This is a genomic window from Paludibacterium yongneupense DSM 18731, from assembly GCF_000422925.1.
GTDB lineage: Bacteria > Pseudomonadota > Gammaproteobacteria > Burkholderiales > Chromobacteriaceae > Paludibacterium > Paludibacterium yongneupense.
In genome coordinates this window covers 1-15,760 of sequence record NZ_AUGZ01000048.1, presented here as the reverse complement: position 1 = coordinate 15,760, position 15,760 = coordinate 1, and the positions used below count along the sequence as shown (strand labels likewise).

13 protein-coding genes and 2 tRNA genes are annotated in these 15,760 nt (G+C 59.0%); all 15 read right to left on the bottom strand.

Translation table 11 applies throughout. The features are described from left to right. Positions 1-218, bottom strand: a 218-nt coding sequence (locus G520_RS22870; protein ID WP_248620854.1) for a GTP-binding protein, incomplete at its 3' end; no start/stop codon positions are given. 69 nt (positions 219-287) lie between these two features. Then, entirely contained in the window at positions 288-2,384 is a 2,097-nt protein-coding gene (fusA, locus tag G520_RS0114200; RefSeq protein WP_028536241.1) for an elongation factor G, read from the bottom strand. Positions 2,385-2,411: 27 nt separating this feature from the next. Then, positions 2,412-2,882 carry a 30S ribosomal protein S7 gene (gene rpsG, locus G520_RS0114195; RefSeq protein WP_028536240.1) on the bottom strand — a complete coding sequence of 157 codons (471 nt, stop codon included), beginning with the start codon at positions 2,880-2,882 and terminating at the stop codon, positions 2,412-2,414. 110 nt (positions 2,883-2,992) lie between these two features. Continuing rightward, positions 2,993-3,364 carry a 30S ribosomal protein S12 gene (rpsL, locus tag G520_RS0114190; protein WP_028536239.1) on the bottom strand — a complete coding sequence of 124 codons (372 nt, stop codon included), beginning with the start codon at positions 3,362-3,364 and terminating at the stop codon, positions 2,993-2,995. Between the two features lie 162 nt (positions 3,365-3,526). Then, a complete protein-coding gene (gene rpoC / locus G520_RS0114185; protein WP_028536238.1) occupies positions 3,527-7,720 on the bottom strand; it encodes a DNA-directed RNA polymerase subunit beta' in 4,194 nt (1,397 codons plus the stop codon). A gap of 53 nt (positions 7,721-7,773) precedes the next feature. Next, positions 7,774-11,949: a DNA-directed RNA polymerase subunit beta gene (gene rpoB / locus G520_RS0114180; protein WP_028536237.1), complete on the bottom strand. Its 4,176-nt coding sequence runs from the start codon at positions 11,947-11,949 to the stop codon at positions 7,774-7,776. A gap of 157 nt (positions 11,950-12,106) precedes the next feature. Further along, a complete protein-coding gene (gene rplL, locus G520_RS0114175) occupies positions 12,107-12,475 on the bottom strand; it encodes a 50S ribosomal protein L7/L12 (RefSeq protein ID WP_028536236.1) in 369 nt (122 codons plus the stop codon). A gap of 33 nt (positions 12,476-12,508) precedes the next feature. After that, positions 12,509-13,003: a 50S ribosomal protein L10 gene (gene rplJ / locus G520_RS0114170; protein WP_028536235.1), complete on the bottom strand. Its 495-nt coding sequence runs from the start codon at positions 13,001-13,003 to the stop codon at positions 12,509-12,511. An 88-nt stretch (positions 13,004-13,091) separates the two neighbouring features. After that, positions 13,092-13,166 (bottom strand) — tRNA-Thr (locus tag G520_RS0114165). Positions 13,167-13,323: 157 nt separating this feature from the next. After that, complete coding sequence (gene rplA, locus G520_RS0114160) at positions 13,324-14,022, bottom strand: 50S ribosomal protein L1 (protein ID WP_028536234.1); 699 nt, start codon at positions 14,020-14,022, stop codon at positions 13,324-13,326. Then, the gene (gene rplK / locus G520_RS0114155; protein WP_028536233.1) at positions 14,023-14,454 is read right to left on the bottom strand and encodes a 50S ribosomal protein L11; all 432 of its coding nucleotides are present in this window, start codon (positions 14,452-14,454) and stop codon (positions 14,023-14,025) included. It lies immediately after the preceding gene. Between the two features lie 96 nt (positions 14,455-14,550). Continuing rightward, a complete protein-coding gene (gene nusG / locus G520_RS0114150) occupies positions 14,551-15,084 on the bottom strand; it encodes a transcription termination/antitermination protein NusG (protein WP_028536232.1) in 534 nt (177 codons plus the stop codon). Beyond that, the gene (gene secE, locus G520_RS0114145) at positions 15,077-15,439 is read right to left on the bottom strand and encodes a preprotein translocase subunit SecE (RefSeq protein WP_028536231.1); all 363 of its coding nucleotides are present in this window, start codon (positions 15,437-15,439) and stop codon (positions 15,077-15,079) included. The genes nusG and secE overlap by 8 nt, the downstream gene beginning before the upstream one ends. A 65-nt stretch (positions 15,440-15,504) precedes the next feature. Further along, positions 15,505-15,580: transfer RNA gene (locus G520_RS0114140), tRNA-Trp, on the bottom strand. Positions 15,581-15,596: 16 nt separating this feature from the next. Further along, positions 15,597-15,760 (bottom strand): EF-Tu C-terminal domain-related protein (locus tag G520_RS24565; protein WP_487042756.1); only part of this gene is annotated, 164 nt, incomplete at its 5' end.

Below are 15,760 nucleotides of genomic sequence, written 5' to 3'. Positions count from 1 at the left end.
GAGGTTTCGTATTCGACGTGCGCGGTATTGATGGTAATACCACGAGCCTTTTCTTCCGGCGCGCTATCGATCTGTGCGTAGCCCTTGGCTTCGCCACCGAACTTCTTCGACAGAATGGTGGTGATAGCGGCGGTCAGCGTGGTCTTGCCGTGGTCGACGTGACCGATGGTGCCAACGTTTACGTGCGGTTTCGTCCGCTCGAACTTTTCTTTTGCCATTTTGCAAAAATCCTTGATTAAAGAACAATTAGATCAGGACCGGGTCACCTGGACCCGGCCTAGCGCGCATTACTTCTTGGCGTTCATTACCGCATCGGCCACATGCTTCGGAGCCTCGGAGTAGTGCTTGAACTCCATGGAGTAGGTAGCACGACCCTGGGACAGCGAACGCAAGGTGGTCGAGTAGCCGAACATTTCAGCCAACGGAACTTCGGCGCGAATCTTCTTGCCGCCGAGGCCGTCGTCATCCATACCCTGCAGCATGCCGCGACGGGACGAAAGATCGCCCATCACGTCACCCATGTACTCTTCCGGCGTTTCCACTTCGACGGCCATCATCGGTTCGAGCAGAACCGGGCTCGCCTTGCGCATGCCTTCCTTGAAAGCCATGGAAGCAGCCAGTTCGAACGCGATTTGCGACGAGTCGACATCGTGGTAGGAACCGAACGTCAGGCGAACCTTGATATCCACGACCGGGTAACCGGCCAGAATACCGTTGTTCAGCGAGTCGCGGCAGCCCTTGTCGCAAGACGGAATGAATTCACGCGGAATCACGCCACCCTTGATTTCGTCGGAGAACTCGTAACCACCGCCTTCGCCCAGCGGTTCCAGCGTCAGCACGACGTGGCCATACTGACCCTTACCGCCGGATTGCTTGACGTGCTTGGCTTCGGACTCGACGCTCTTGCGGATGGTTTCACGGTAGGCCACTTGCGGCGCACCGACGTTGGCATCAACGCCGAATTCGCGACGCATGCGGTCGACCAGAATTTCCAGGTGCAACTCGCCCATACCCGAGATGATGGTCTGACCGGATTCTTCGTCGGTCCGCACGCGGAACGACGGGTCTTCCTTGGCCAGGCGGTTAAGCGCAATACCCATCTTTTCCTGGTCGGCCTTGGTCTTCGGTTCGACGGCAACGTGAATGACCGGATCCGGGAATACCATGCGTTCCAGAATGATCGTCTCATCGGTACCGCACAAGGTTTCGCCCGTGGTCACATCTTTCAGGCCGATGGCGGCGGCGATGTCGCCCGCATACACTTCTTCGATCTCTTTACGATCGTTGGCGTGCATCTGAACGATACGACCGATACGGTCTTTCTTGCCCTTGACCGAGTTCAACACGGTGTCGCCGGATTTGACCACACCCGAGTACACGCGGAAGAACGTCAGCTGACCGACGTAGGGGTCGTTCATCAGCTTGAATGCCAGCGCCGAGAACTTGGCGTTGTCGGACGGAGCGCGCGTCGTCGGGGAACCGTCGTCCAGTTCGCCGGCAACCGGCGGAACGTCTACCGGCGAAGGGAGCAGTTCGATCACGGCGTCGAGCATGCGTTGCACGCCCTTGTTCTTGAAGGCGGAACCACACAGCATCGGCTGGATTTCGCAGCGCAGGGTGCGATCGCGCAGACCCTTTACGATTTCCTCTTCGCTGAGCGTACCTTCTTCAAGGTATTTGTTCATGAAGTCTTCGTTGGCTTCAGCGGCGGCTTCGACCATCTTTTCGCGCCACTCTTCGGACACGGCAACGAGGTCGGCCGGGATTTCGCCATATTCGAACTTCATACCCTGGGAGGCTTCGTCCCAGATGATCGCTTTCATCTTCAGCAGGTCGACGACGCCCTGGAAGGTGTCTTCGGCGCCGATAGGCACAACGATCGGAACCGGATTGCCGCGCAGGCGGGTCTTCACTTGCTCAACGGCACGGAAGAAGTTGGCACCCTGACGGTCCATCTTGTTCACGAAGGCAATGCGCGGAACCTTGTACTTATTGGCCTGGCGCCAAACGGTTTCCGATTGCGGCTGTACGCCGCCTACCGCGCAATACACCATGACCGCACCGTCAAGCACGCGCATGGAACGTTCGACTTCAATGGTGAAGTCCACGTGCCCCGGGGTGTCGATGATGTTGAAGCGGTGTTCCGGGAACTGCAGGCCCATCCCCTTCCAGAAGGTGGTGGTGGCGGCAGACGTAATCGTGATGCCGCGTTCCTGCTCCTGTTCCATCCAGTCCATGGTGGCGGCGCCATCATGAACTTCACCGATTTTGTGGTTCACACCGGTGTAGAACAGAATACGTTCGGTCGTCGTCGTCTTACCGGCGTCGATGTGAGCGCTGATACCGATATTGCGGTAGCGCTCGATTGGTGTTTTTCTAGCCACGGCCGTAACCTTGTCGGTTGAGTTAACTTAGAAGCGGAAGTGCGAGAACGCCTTGTTGGCTTCTGCCATGCGATGCACTTCTTCACGTTTCTTCATGGCGCCGCCGCGACCTTCTGCGGCATCCAGCAACTCACCGGCCAGACGCAGATCCATGGACTTTTCACCGCGCTTGCGGGCAGCATCACGCAACCAACGCATCGCGAGCGCCATACGGCGAGCCGGACGGACTTCTACTGGAACCTGATAGTTTGCGCCACCGACACGGCGGCTCTTGACTTCGACGACCGGCTTGGCATTGGACAGTGCTGCATTGAACACTTCCAGCGGGCTCTTGCCGGATTTTTTCTCGATCTGGTCCAGCGCGCCGTAGATGATGCGCTCTGCAACGGATTTCTTGCCGTCGATCATGACGACGTTCATGAATTTGGAGAGATCCTGGCTACCGAACTTCGGATCCGGCAGGATTTCACGCTTGGGGACTTCTCTGCGTCTAGGCATTTCAATTCCTTAAATCGGTTCAGTTGAGCGTTACGCTCATGGCGCCCATCAAGAGTCGCCACTTACTCGACGGCACGCGGCCGCCTGGGTACTGCGGTACGGCATCCGGATTACTTGGGACGCTTGGCACCGTACTTGGAACGGGACTGCTTACGATCTTTCACACCGGCGGTATCGAGCGAGCCGCGAACGGTATGGTAACGCACACCCGGAAGGTCCTTTACGCGACCGCCGCGGATCAGTACGACCGAGTGTTCCTGCAGGTTGTGGCCTTCACCGCCGATGTACGAAATCACTTCGAAACCGTTGGTCAGGCGAACCTTGCACACCTTACGCAGAGCCGAGTTAGGCTTCTTCGGGGTGGTGGTATAGACACGGGTGCACACGCCGCGCTTCTGCGGGCAGGCCTCCAGGGCCGGGACCTTGCTCTTCGCCGTGGCGGCGAGGCGGCCCTTGCGCACAAGTTGGTTAATAGTCGGCATTACTATCAGTTCCTTTTGAGTCAAACAGCGGCAACATGCCGCCAAGAAAGACGGTGGATTATATTTTAGGCACTCGGCCACCGTCAATGGAAACAACGCTGTCCCCCAACGTTAACCGTTGAATGGACAGCGTTTTTTTCACACTAGCAACGAAAACAACGATTATTCGTGATTTTCGACACTTTCGGTCGGCGTATCGAAGGCAATCGAATCCGGCGCCGCATCCAGTCCGAGGTTGCTGCGACGGCGATTGCGGTGATAGGCCAAGCCCGTACCGGCCGGAATCAGGCGGCCGACAATGACGTTTTCCTTCAGGCCGCGCAAGTCGTCCTTCTTACCCATGATAGCCGCTTCGGTCAGCACGCGCGTGGTTTCCTGGAAGGACGCGGCCGAGATGAAGGAATCGGTCGACAGCGAAGCCTTGGTAATACCCAGCAGCACGTTCTCGTAGTGAGCGGGCTGACGGTCCGAGGCATTCATGCGGTCGTTGGTTTCCAGCACTTCGGCGCGTTCGACCTGCTCGCCCATGATGAAGTCGGTGTCGCCGGCATCGGTGATGATCACGCGACGCAGCATCTGGCGAATGATCACCTCGATGTGCTTGTCGTTAATCTTCACACCCTGCAGACGGTACACTTCCTGCACTTCCTGGACGATATAGCGGGCCAGCGCCTCGATACCCTGCAGACGCAGGATGTCATGCGGGTCGACCGCACCGTCGACGATCAATTCGCCGCGGTTGACGACCTGACCGTCGTGCACCAGCACATGCTTGTCCTTCGGGATCAGGTTTTCGAAACCGTTGCCCTCGAGATCGGTGATGATCAGACGCTGCTTGCCCTTGGTGTCCTTGCCGAAGGAAATGGTACCGGTCACTTCGGCCAGCATGCCGGCATCCTTGGGCGAACGCGCTTCGAACAGCTCGGCCACGCGCGGCAGACCCCCGGTAATATCGCGGGTCTTGGTGCTTTCCTGCGGAATACGCGCGAGGACTTCGCCCTTGCCCACTTCCTGACCGTCGCGCACCGTGATGATGGCGCCGACCTGGAAGGTGATCGAGACCGGAGCATCGGTGCTCGCGAGCTTCACTTCGAGACCGTTCTCGTCGAGCAGCTTCACCAGAGGGCGCAGCATCTTCGACTGGGTCCCTGCGCGGCGCTTCGGATCGATGACCACCAGCGTCGACAGGCCGGTCACTTCGTCGACCTGCTTGGCAACCGTCGTGCCTTCTTCCACGTTCTCGAACTTCACGCGGCCCGAGTACTCGGTAATGATCGGACGGGTATGGGGATCCCACGTCGCCAGAATCGTACCCGCCTTCAGCTGCATGCCGTCGGTCACCAGCAACGTCGCGCCGTACGGTACTTTGTGCCGTTCACGCTCGCGACCCACGTCGTCATGGATCACGACCTCGCCAGAGCGCGCGATCACGATCAACTCGCCCTTGCTATTGGTCACGTAGCGCATCTGACTGGAGAAGCGCGCGGTACCGTTCGACTTGCCTTCAACCTGGCTGGCCGCCGCTGCCCGCGATGCCGCACCACCGATGTGGAAGGTACGCATGGTCAGCTGGGTACCCGGTTCGCCGATCGACTGGGCGGCGATCACACCGACCGCTTCGCCGGCATTGACCGACTTGCCGCGGCCGAGGTCGCGACCGTAGCAACGGGCGCACAGACCATAACGCGTGTCGCAGGTAATCGCCGTGCGAACCTTGACTTCGTCGATGCCGAGCGAATCGATCTGTTCGACCGAGGCTTCGTCGAGCAGGGTGCCGGCTTCAAATACCGTTTCGCCGCTCGAAGGATCGACGATGTCTACCGCTGCCACGCGACCCAGAATACGGTCACGCAGGGCTTCGATCACGTCGCCGCCTTGCAGCACCGCCTTCATGGTAAAGCCGTTGGTGGTACCGCAGTCATCTTCGATAACGACCAGATCCTGCGTCACATCCACCAGACGACGGGTCAGGTAACCCGAGTTTGCCGTCTTCAACGCCGTATCGGCCAGACCCTTACGGGCACCGTGAGTCGAGATGAAGTACTGCAGAACCGTCAGCCCTTCGCGGAAGTTCGACGTGATCGGCGTTTCGATAATCGAACCGTCCGGCTTCGCCATCAGGCCCCGCATACCGGCCAGCTGCTTGATCTGCGCCACGGAACCCCGGGCGCCGGAGTCAGCCATCATGTAAATCGAGTTGAACGATTCCTGATCGACTTCCTTGCCGTCGCGATCCAGCACGCGCTGCTTGGACAACTCGTCCATCATCGCCTTGGCGACCTTGTCGCCGGTGCGGCCCCAGATGTCGACCACTTTGTTATAGCGCTCGCCCTGGGTAACCAGGCCCTGGCGGTACTGCTCTTCGATTTCCTTCACTTCCTTGTGCGCATCGGCCAGCAAGGCGGCCTTGCGTACAGGCACCTGCATATCGTCGACGCAGATCGAGATACCGCCGCGGGTGGAGAAGCTGAAACCGGTGTACATCAGCTGGTCGGCGAAGATGACCGTGTCGCGGATGCCGCAACGACGGAACGACACATTGATCAGCTTGGAAATTTCCTTCTTCTTCAACGCCTTGTTGATGTGCTCGAACGGCAGCCCCTTGGGAAGGATGTCCGACAGCAACGCGCGGCCAACCGTGGTGTTGTAGCGCTTGATCACCGGCTGGAATTCGCCCTGGTCGTCCTTTTCCCACTCGCGCAGACGCACGGTGATACGGGTGGCCAGCTCGACCTGGCGCGTTTCGTAGGCGCGATGCACTTCCTTGGTGTCGGCCAGGACCATGCCTTCGCCCTTGCCGTTCACCTTGTCGCGGGTCATATAGTAAAGACCCAGCACGATATCCTGCGACGGCACGATGATCGGTTCGCCGTTCGCCGGGGACAGCACGTTGTTGGTCGCCAGCATCAGGGTGCGGGCTTCCATCTGCGCTTCCAGCGACAGCGGGACGTGGACAGCCATCTGGTCACCGTCGAAGTCGGCGTTGAACGCCGCGCAGACGAGCGGATGCAGCTGGATGGCCTTGCCTTCGATCAGGACCGGCTCGAACGCCTGGATGCCGAGACGGTGCAGCGTAGGCGCACGGTTCAGCATGACGGGATGCTCGCGGATCACGTCTTCCAGGATGTCCCAGACTTCCGGCACTTCCTGCTCGACCAGCTTCTTGGCCGCCTTGATGGTGGAGGCCAGCCCCATGACTTCGAGCTTGTGGAAAATGAAGGGCTTGAACAGTTCAAGCGCCATCTTCTTCGGCAGGCCGCACTGATGCAGGCGCAGCGTCGGGCCGACGGTAATCACCGAGCGGCCGGAATAGTCGACGCGTTTGCCCAGCAAGTTCTGACGGAAGCGGCCGCCCTTGCCTTTGATCATATCGGCCAGGGACTTCAGCGGGCGCTTGTTCGCGCCGGTCATGGCCTTGCCGCGACGACCGTTGTCGAGCAGCGAATCGACGGACTCTTGCAGCATGCGCTTTTCGTTGCGCACGATGATGTCCGGAGCCCGCAGCTCGAGCAGGCGCTTGAGGCGGTTGTTGCGGTTGATCACGCGACGATACAGGTCGTTCAGATCCGAGGTGGCGAAACGGCCGCCATCCAGCGGAACCAGCGGACGCAGTTCGGGCGGGAGCACCGGCAGCACTTCCAGGATCATCCATTCCGGCTTCATGCCGGAACGCAAGAAGGCTTCGAGCACCTTGAGGCGCTTGGCGATCTTCTTGATCTTGGTATCGGAGCCGGTCGACTCGAGCTCGCGACGCAGGGTTTCGATCTCGTTGGGCAGATCGATGCTGCGCAGCAGTTCGCGCACGGCCTCGGCGCCCATCATGGCCTTGAACTCTTCACCGTACTGGTCTTCCTTGTCCAGGAAGTCCTCTTCGGTCAACAGCTGACGGCGTTGCATCGGCGTCAGGCCCGGGTCGGTCACGACGTAAGCTTCGAAATACAGTACGCGTTCGATATCGCGCAGAGTCATGTCGAGAACCATGCCCAGACGCGACGGCAGGCTCTTGAGGAACCAGATGTGCGCGGTCGGGCTGGCCAGTTCGATATGGCCCATGCGTTCGCGGCGAACCTTGGACAGGGTCACTTCCACGCCGCATTTTTCGCAGATCACGCCACGGTGCTTGAGGCGCTTGTACTTGCCGCACAGGCACTCGTAGTCCTTGACCGGTCCGAAGATACGGGCGCAGAACAGACCGTCGCGTTCCGGCTTGAAGGTGCGGTAGTTGATGGTTTCAGGCTTCTTGACCTCACCGTAGGACCAGGAACGGATCTTGTCAGGCGAGGCGATGCCGATCTTAATCGCATCAAACTCTTCTTCTTGCGTTACTTGCTTAAAGAGGTCGAGCAGAGCTTTCATTGCGTCTCCAGTCAGGGTGACGGCACCGGAAATCCGGGGCCGTCACGCCTAAATCAATAGCGTTCCAGGTCGATGTCGAGGCCAAGCGAACGGATTTCCTTCACCAGCACATTGAAGGATTCCGGCATACCGGCATCGATCTTGTGTTCGCCCTTGACGATGTTTTCGTAAACCTTGGTACGGCCGGTCACGTCATCGGACTTGACAGTCAGCATCTCTTGCAGGGTGTAGGCGGCGCCATACGCTTCAAGCGCCCACACTTCCATTTCACCGAAACGCTGGCCACCGAACTGCGCCTTGCCGCCCAGCGGCTGCTGGGTCACGAGCGAGTACGGACCGGTCGAACGCGCGTGCATCTTGTCGTCGACCAAATGGTGCAGCTTCAGGTAATGCATGACGCCAACCGTGACCTTGCGGTCGAAGGCTTCGCCGGTGCGGCCGTCGTACAGCGTCATCTGGGTCTTAGAATCATTGAACCCCAGCTGCGCAGTGCGCGGTTCCTCGTCCAGATAGGCGAGGTCAAGCATGTGCTTGATTTCCGATTCCTTGGCGCCGTCGAACACCGGCGTCGCGAACGGCATGCCGCGGCGCAGGCTGTCGGCCAGCGTCAACAGCTCGCCATCATCCAGTTCGTCCAGATTTTCTTGCTTGCCAGTATCGTTGTACACCTTTTCCAGGTAGGCGCGGATCTGACCGACTTCACGCTGCTCTTTCAGCATGCGATCGACCTGTTCGCCGATACCCTTGCCGGCCCAGCCCAGATGCACTTCGAGAATCTGACCGATGTTCATCCGCGAAGGAACGCCCAGCGGATTCAGGACGATGTCCACCGTACGGCCGTCGCCCATATACGGCATGTCTTCGATCGGAAGGATGCGCGAAACCACACCCTTGTTACCGTGACGACCGGCCATCTTGTCGCCCGCCTGCAGGCGGCGCTTGACGGCCAGGTAGACCTTGACCATCTTCTGCACGCCCGGGGGCAGTTCATCGCCCTGGGTCAGCTTGCGCTTCTTGTCTTCGAACTTCAGATCGAATTCTTCGCGCTTCTGGGTCAGGCTTTCCTTGATCAGTTCGAGCTGCTTGGCGACATCTTCATCGCTCATGCGGATATCGAACCAGTCGTGCTTGGACGTCATGCTGGCCAGATACTCGTCATCGATCACGGTGCCCTTGGCAAGACGCTTCGGACCGCCGTTGGCAACCTTGCCGCCGATAAGGCGCTCGATACGGCTGAAGGCATCGTTTTCGAAAATGCGCAGCTGGTCGTTCAGGTCCAGACGATAACGCTTCAATTCGACATCGATGATGGACTGTGCGCGCTTGTCGCGCTCGATGCCTTCGCGCGTGAACACTTGCACGTCGATCACGGTGCCGGTCATGCCGGTCGGAACGCGCAGGCTCGTGTCCTTCACATCGGAAGCCTTTTCGCCGAAGATCGCGCGCAGCAGCTTTTCTTCCGGCGTCAGCTGAGTTTCGCCCTTGGGCGTAACCTTGCCGACCAGCACATCGCCCGCTTCGACTTCGGCACCGATATAAACGATGCCGGACTCGTCCAGGCGTCCCGCCATCCGTTCCGACAGGTTCGGAATGTCGCGGGTGATTTCTTCGGGTCCCAGCTTGGTGTCGCGGGCCACGACGGACAGCTCTTCGATATGGATCGAGGTATAGCGATCTTCCGCCACCACCTTCTCCGAAATCAGGATCGAGTCTTCGAAGTTGTAGCCATTCCACGGCATGAAGGCGATGGTCATGTTCTGACCGAGCGCCAGCTCGCCCAGATCGGTCGATGCACCGTCTGCCACCACATCGCCGCGCGCAAGCTTGTCGCCCACGCTGACGACCGGACGCTGGTTGATGTTCGTGTTCTGGTTAGAACGGGTGAACTTGGTCAGGTTGTAGATATCGACCCCGACTTCGCCCGCAACCGCTTCGTCGTCATTCACTCGCACGACGATACGGTTGGCGTCGACCAGATCGACTACACCACCACGACGTGCAACCACGGTGGTCCCCGAGTCGACCGCCACGCTGCGCTCGATGCCGGTACCGACGAAGGGCTTTTCCGGGCGCAGGCACGGAACAGCCTGACGTTGCATGTTGGCGCCCATCAAGGCACGGTTCGCATCATCGTGTTCAAGGAACGGAATCAGCGAGGCCGCGACAGAAACGACCTGCCCGGTGGCCACATCCATGTACTGGACGCGATCCGGCGTCGCCAGAATGGTTTCGCCCTTTTCACGGCACGTCACCAGGTCGTCGATCAGGGTGCCGCTTTCGTCCAGCTCGGCGTTGGCCTGGGCGATGACGTAACGACCTTCCTCGATCGCGGACAGGTAGTCGATATCAGCGGTGACCTTGCCGTCTACAACCTTGCGGTACGGCGTTTCCAGGAAGCCGAACTCGTTGGTGCGCGCATAGATCGACAGCGAGTTGATCAGGCCGATGTTCGGACCTTCCGGCGTTTCGATCGGGCAAACGCGACCATAATGGGTCGGATGCACGTCGCGCACTTCGAAGCCTGCGCGTTCGCGCGTCAGGCCGCCCGGTCCAAGAGCCGAAACGCGGCGCTTGTGGGTGATTTCCGACAGAGGGTTGGTCTGGTCCATGAACTGCGACAGCTGGCTCGAACCGAAGAATTCCTTGATCGCGGCGCTGACCGGCTTGGCATTGATCAGATCATGCGGCATCAGGTTGTCGGACTCGGCCTGATTCAGACGCTCCTTGACCGCACGTTCCACACGGACCAGGCCGGCGCGGAACTGGTTTTCAGCCAGTTCGCCGACAGAGCGTACGCGGCGATTGCCCAGATGGTCGATATCGTCGACTTCGCCGCGGCCGTTGCGCAGTTCGCACAGGATGGCGATGACGGACACGATATCCTCGGTCGCCAGCGTGCCGGACATGATGTCGCGACGATCGGAGAACTTGGTCCCGATCAGCTCGCGGAACCACTCCGGCGTCTTTTCATCAAACTTGTACTGATAGGTACGCGTGTTGAACTTCATGCGCCCCACGCGAGACAGATCGTAGGTTTCTTCGCTGAAGAACAGGCGCTGGAACAACTGCTCGACCGCTTCTTCCGTCGGCGGCTCGCCCGGGCGCATCATGCGATAGATCGCGACGCGGGCCTGCAGCTGCTCCTGGATATCGTCCGCACGCAGGGTTTGCGAGATATAGGCACCCTGGTCCAGATCGTTGGTGAACAGCACTTCCACTTCGGAAACATCGGCCAGCGCGAGCTTGGCCAGGCTTTCCTCGGTGATTTCCTCGTTGGCGCGGGCCAGCACTTCGCCCGTGTCGGTGTTGACCACGGCGCGGGCCAGTACCTTGCCCAGCAGCGCGTCGGCCGGCACTTCGATACGATCGAGCTCGGCGGCCTGGATGTCGCGGATATGGCGCACGGTAATGCGCTTGTCTTTGGCGACGATCAGTTTGCCATCCGCAGCGACGATATCGAACTTCGCGACTTCGCCCTTCAGGCGATCGGCCACGACCTTCAGGTAAACGCCATCCTTGCTCAGATAGAAGGTGTCGAAGCTGTAGAATTCGGACAGGATCCGTTCTTCGCTATAGCCGAGCGCCTTGAGCAAAATGGTCACCGGCATCTTGCGGCGACGGTCGATACGGAAGAACAGCTGATCCTTCGGATCGAATTCAAAATCGAGCCACGACCCGCGGTAGGGAATCACGCGTGCCGAGAACAGCAGCTTGCCCGAAGAATGGGTCTTGCCGCGGTCATGTTCGAAGAAGACGCCAGGGCTGCGATGCAACTGGCTGACGATCACACGTTCGGTACCGTTGATGATGAAGGACCCGTTGGTCGTCATCAGCGGGATTTCGCCCATGTAGACTTCGTTCTCTCGCACTTCCTTGACGACAGGCTTGGACGATTCCTTGTCGAAGATCGTCAGGCGAATGCGGGCACGCAGCGGAGCGGCATAGGTAATACCGCGGAGCTGACACTCCTGCATATCGAACGGCGGATCGCCCAGCACATAATGCGCGAAGTCCAGACGCGCGTAGCCGTTATGGCTGATGATAGGAAATATCGACTTGAACGCCGCTTGCAGACCAGCATCCTTGCGCTGATCAAGCTGCACACCCAGTTGCAAAAATTCGGTATACGAATCAATCTGGGTCGCCAACAGGAATGGGACATCGAGAACACTGGCACGTTTCGCAAAGCTCTTACGAATACGCTTCTTCTCAGTAAACGAATAACTCATAGAGTCTCCATCGAGGTGTGGTGGCGCAAGAAACCAAAAGTCAGCAGCCACGCTCGCAATAATTGCTGGCTTTTACCTTCTTTGATCCTGCAATACACAAGCGCAATAAGGCTGGCGGATTTCTCCGCCAGCCTTGCACATCTTCTGTCAAGGAAGATTATTTGATTTCAGCCTTGGCACCGGCGTCGGTCAGTTGCTTCAGGATGTCTTCGGCTTCAGCCTTGGCGACACCTTCCTTAACGGTCTTCGGTGCGCCGTCAACCAGATCCTTGGCTTCTTTCAGGCCCAGACCGGTGATGGCACGTACAACCTTGATCACGTTGACCTTCTGATCGCCGCAGGCGTTCAGAACGACGTCGAACTCGGTCTTTTCTTCAACGGCAGCAGCAGCGGATGCCGGGCCGGCTACGGCTACGGCAGCGGCGGAAACGCCAAACTTCTCTTCGAACGCCTTGACCAGGTCGTTCAGTTCCATCACGGTCAGACCAGCAACGGCCTCGAGGATGTCTTCTTTGGTAATTGCCATGTGAAAATCTCCTGAAATCTATATCTAAATAAGTTAAGCAGCTTCGGCTTGCTTCTCGGCCAGGGCACCCAGTGCGCGGGCGAAGCCAGCAACCGGAGCCTGCATAACGTAGAGAAGCTTGGACAGCAGTTCTTCACGGCTCGGAATCGACGCCAGCTCAGCAACCTGAGCGGCATTCAGAACGGAACCGTTGAACGCGCCGGCCTTGACGACGATCTTGTCGTCAGCCTTTGCAAATTGGTGAAGCACCTTGGCAGCAGCGACCGGATCCACGGACATGCCGTAGACCAGGGGCCCAACCATCTGGTCGGCCAGACCGGCGAACGCGGTGTCCGCAACGGCGCGACGTACCAGCGTGTTCTTCAACACGCGCAGGTACACGCCGTGCTCGCGTGCTTGCGCACGGAGCTTGGTCATGCTGCTAACCTCGATGCCCCGATATTCGGCGATGATCAGGGTCTCGGCAGTTGCCAGTTGGGCAACCACTTCGGCCACAATCGCCTTTTTATCTTCAAGATTGAGACTCAAGGTCTAACTCCTAGTCTGAAATGAAGCGGGAAACCCCGCCTCGCTTTGCAGCGGCGACCTATTCAGGAGACATCATATTGAACGCATATGGTGCCCATGGGCGGATTCGAACTGCCGACCTCTCCCTTACCAAGGGAGTGCTCTACCCCTGAGCTACATGGGCGCTTAACGTTGTGAAGCCTACTTTCGGGTACACCATCTGCGTAGGATGCTTACGCTATTAAGCCTTGCGGCACCTACGGTCTTTGACAACCTGGCGAACCATCATGGCCCGCCAGCCCAAAGCCTTTGTCGGCGGGGAGAATCCCCCCGCCACCCCATTACTGTTCGTTGATGGAGTTGGTATCGACGCGAGCACCAACACCCATGGTGCTGGACAGTGCAATCTTCTTCAGGTATTGACCCTTGGCTGCGGCCGGCTTGGCCTTCAGCAGGGCGTCAACCAGGGCTTGCAGGTTCTCGCGCAGCGCGGCGGCTTCAAAAGAAGCGCGGCCGATGGTGGCGTGAACAATACCAGCCTTGTCGGTACGGTACTGAACCTGACCGGCCTTGGCGTTTTTAACCGCTTCAGCAACGTTCGGGGTCACGGTACCGACCTTCGGGTTCGGCATCAGGCCGCGCGGGCCGAGGATCTGGCCCAGCTGACCGACAACGCGCATCGCGTCCGGGGAAGCGATCACGACGTCGAAGTTCAGTTGACCGGCCTTGACTTGCTCGGCCAGGTCTTCGAAACCGACGATGTCGGCACCGGCTTCGCGGGCGGCTTCAGCAGCGGCGCCTTGCGAGAACACGGCAACGCGCACGCTCTTGCCGGTACCACGCGGCAGCACGACGGAGCCGCGAACGACTTGGTCGGACTTGCGCGGATCAACGCCCAGGTTGACGGCGACGTCGATGGACTCGTCGAACTTGGCGGTAGCGGCTTCCTTGACCAGGCCCAGAGCCTCGTCAACGGCGTACAGCTTGTTGCTGTCGATCTTGGCGTTCAGAGCTTGCAGACGCTTGGAAATCTTGGCCATTTACACACCCTCCACGGTCAGACCCATGGAACGAGCGGAGCCGGCGATGGTACGCACGGCGGCGTCCATGTCGGCAGCGGTCAGATCCGGCTGCTTCTGCTTGGCGATTTCTTCCAGCTGGGCGCGAGTCACAACGCCGACCTTGTCGGTGTTGGCTTTCGGGCTGCCCTTCTGGATACCGGCGGCCTTCTTCAACAGAATGGTGGCCGGCGGGGTCTTCATGATGAAGGTGAAGGACTTGTCCGCGTAGGCGGTAATCACGACCGGAATCGGCAGGCCCGGCTCGATGCCTTGGGTCTGGGCGTTGAACGCCTTGCAGAATTCCATGATGTTCAGACCACGCTGACCAAGCGCCGGGCCGATAGGCGGGGACGGATTGGCTTTACCAGCGGGCACTTGCAGCTTTACATAGCCGACAATTTTCTTTGCCACGATTTTGCTCCTGATTCGGGTATAACGCGGGCACAGACCCGCTTCCCAGACGAAAGGGCATGATTATACACACCCACTACTCTTTTGCCAAGCCGCTCAGACTTTCTCGACCTGACTGAATTCCAGCTCGACCGGCGTATCGCGACCGAAGATCTGAACCGAAACGCGCAGCTTGTTGCGCTCGTAGTTCACTTCGTCGACGCTGCCGTTGAAATCGTTGAACGGGCCGTCAATCACGCGGACGCGCTCGCCCACTTCGAACAGCACCTTCGGCTTCGGTTTTTCCACGCCTTCCTGGATCTGCTGCATGATGGCATCGACTTCCTTCTTGGAAATCGGAGCCGGGCGATTGGCGGTGCCGCCGACAAAGCCGGTCACCTTGGGGGTGCTCTTCACCAGATGCCAGGTTTCATCGGTCATTTCCATTTCCACCAGCACATAGCCGGGGAAGAACTTGCGTTCAGTAATGGAACGGCGACCGTTCTTGATATCGACGACTTCTTCGACGGGAACCATGATCTGGCCAAACAGATCCGCCACATCCGAACGCTCGACGCGTTCGCGCAAGGCTTTTTGCACGCTCTTCTCGAAACCCGAGTAGGCGTGAACCACATACCAACGCTTAGCCATTTGAACCTCGACCCAGAATCACGTCATAGAACAGCCAGGACAACCCCGAGTCGATCAGCCACATAAACAGCGCGAGCACAAACACGAACAGGAACACCATGCCGGTAACCTGCATCGCCTCCTTGCGTGTCGGCCATACGACCTTGCGGCTTTCGGTGATCGAGTCCTGGGCGTACCCGACGAATTGCTTACCCGGGCGCGACAGCCACACCACCCCTGCCGCAATCGCCAGCGAGGCGACGAAGGCGAGGATGCGCAGCAGGCCCTGCGTCTCGGGGATCATATAAAAGCCCGCGATGCCGGCGACAACCACCACACCCGCGAGCACCATCTTGAGTTTGTCTTGCGTTTCCATGCGGATATTCTCAGCGCGTATGCGACAAAAGACCAACCGGCGCATACGCGCCGGTTAGTCTTAATTGGCAGGCCAGGAGGGTCTCGAACCCCCAACCCTCGGTTTTGGAGACCGATACTCTACCAATTGAGCTACTGGCCTATTAACCTGTCAACTATTACTGAATGATCTTCGATACTACACCGGCGCCGACGGTACGGCCACCTTCGCGGATCGCGAAACGCAAACCTTCTTCCATGGCGATCGGAGCGATCAGTTCCACGGTGATGGCCACGTTATCGCCAGGCATAACCATTTCCACGCCTTCGCCCAGCGTCACGG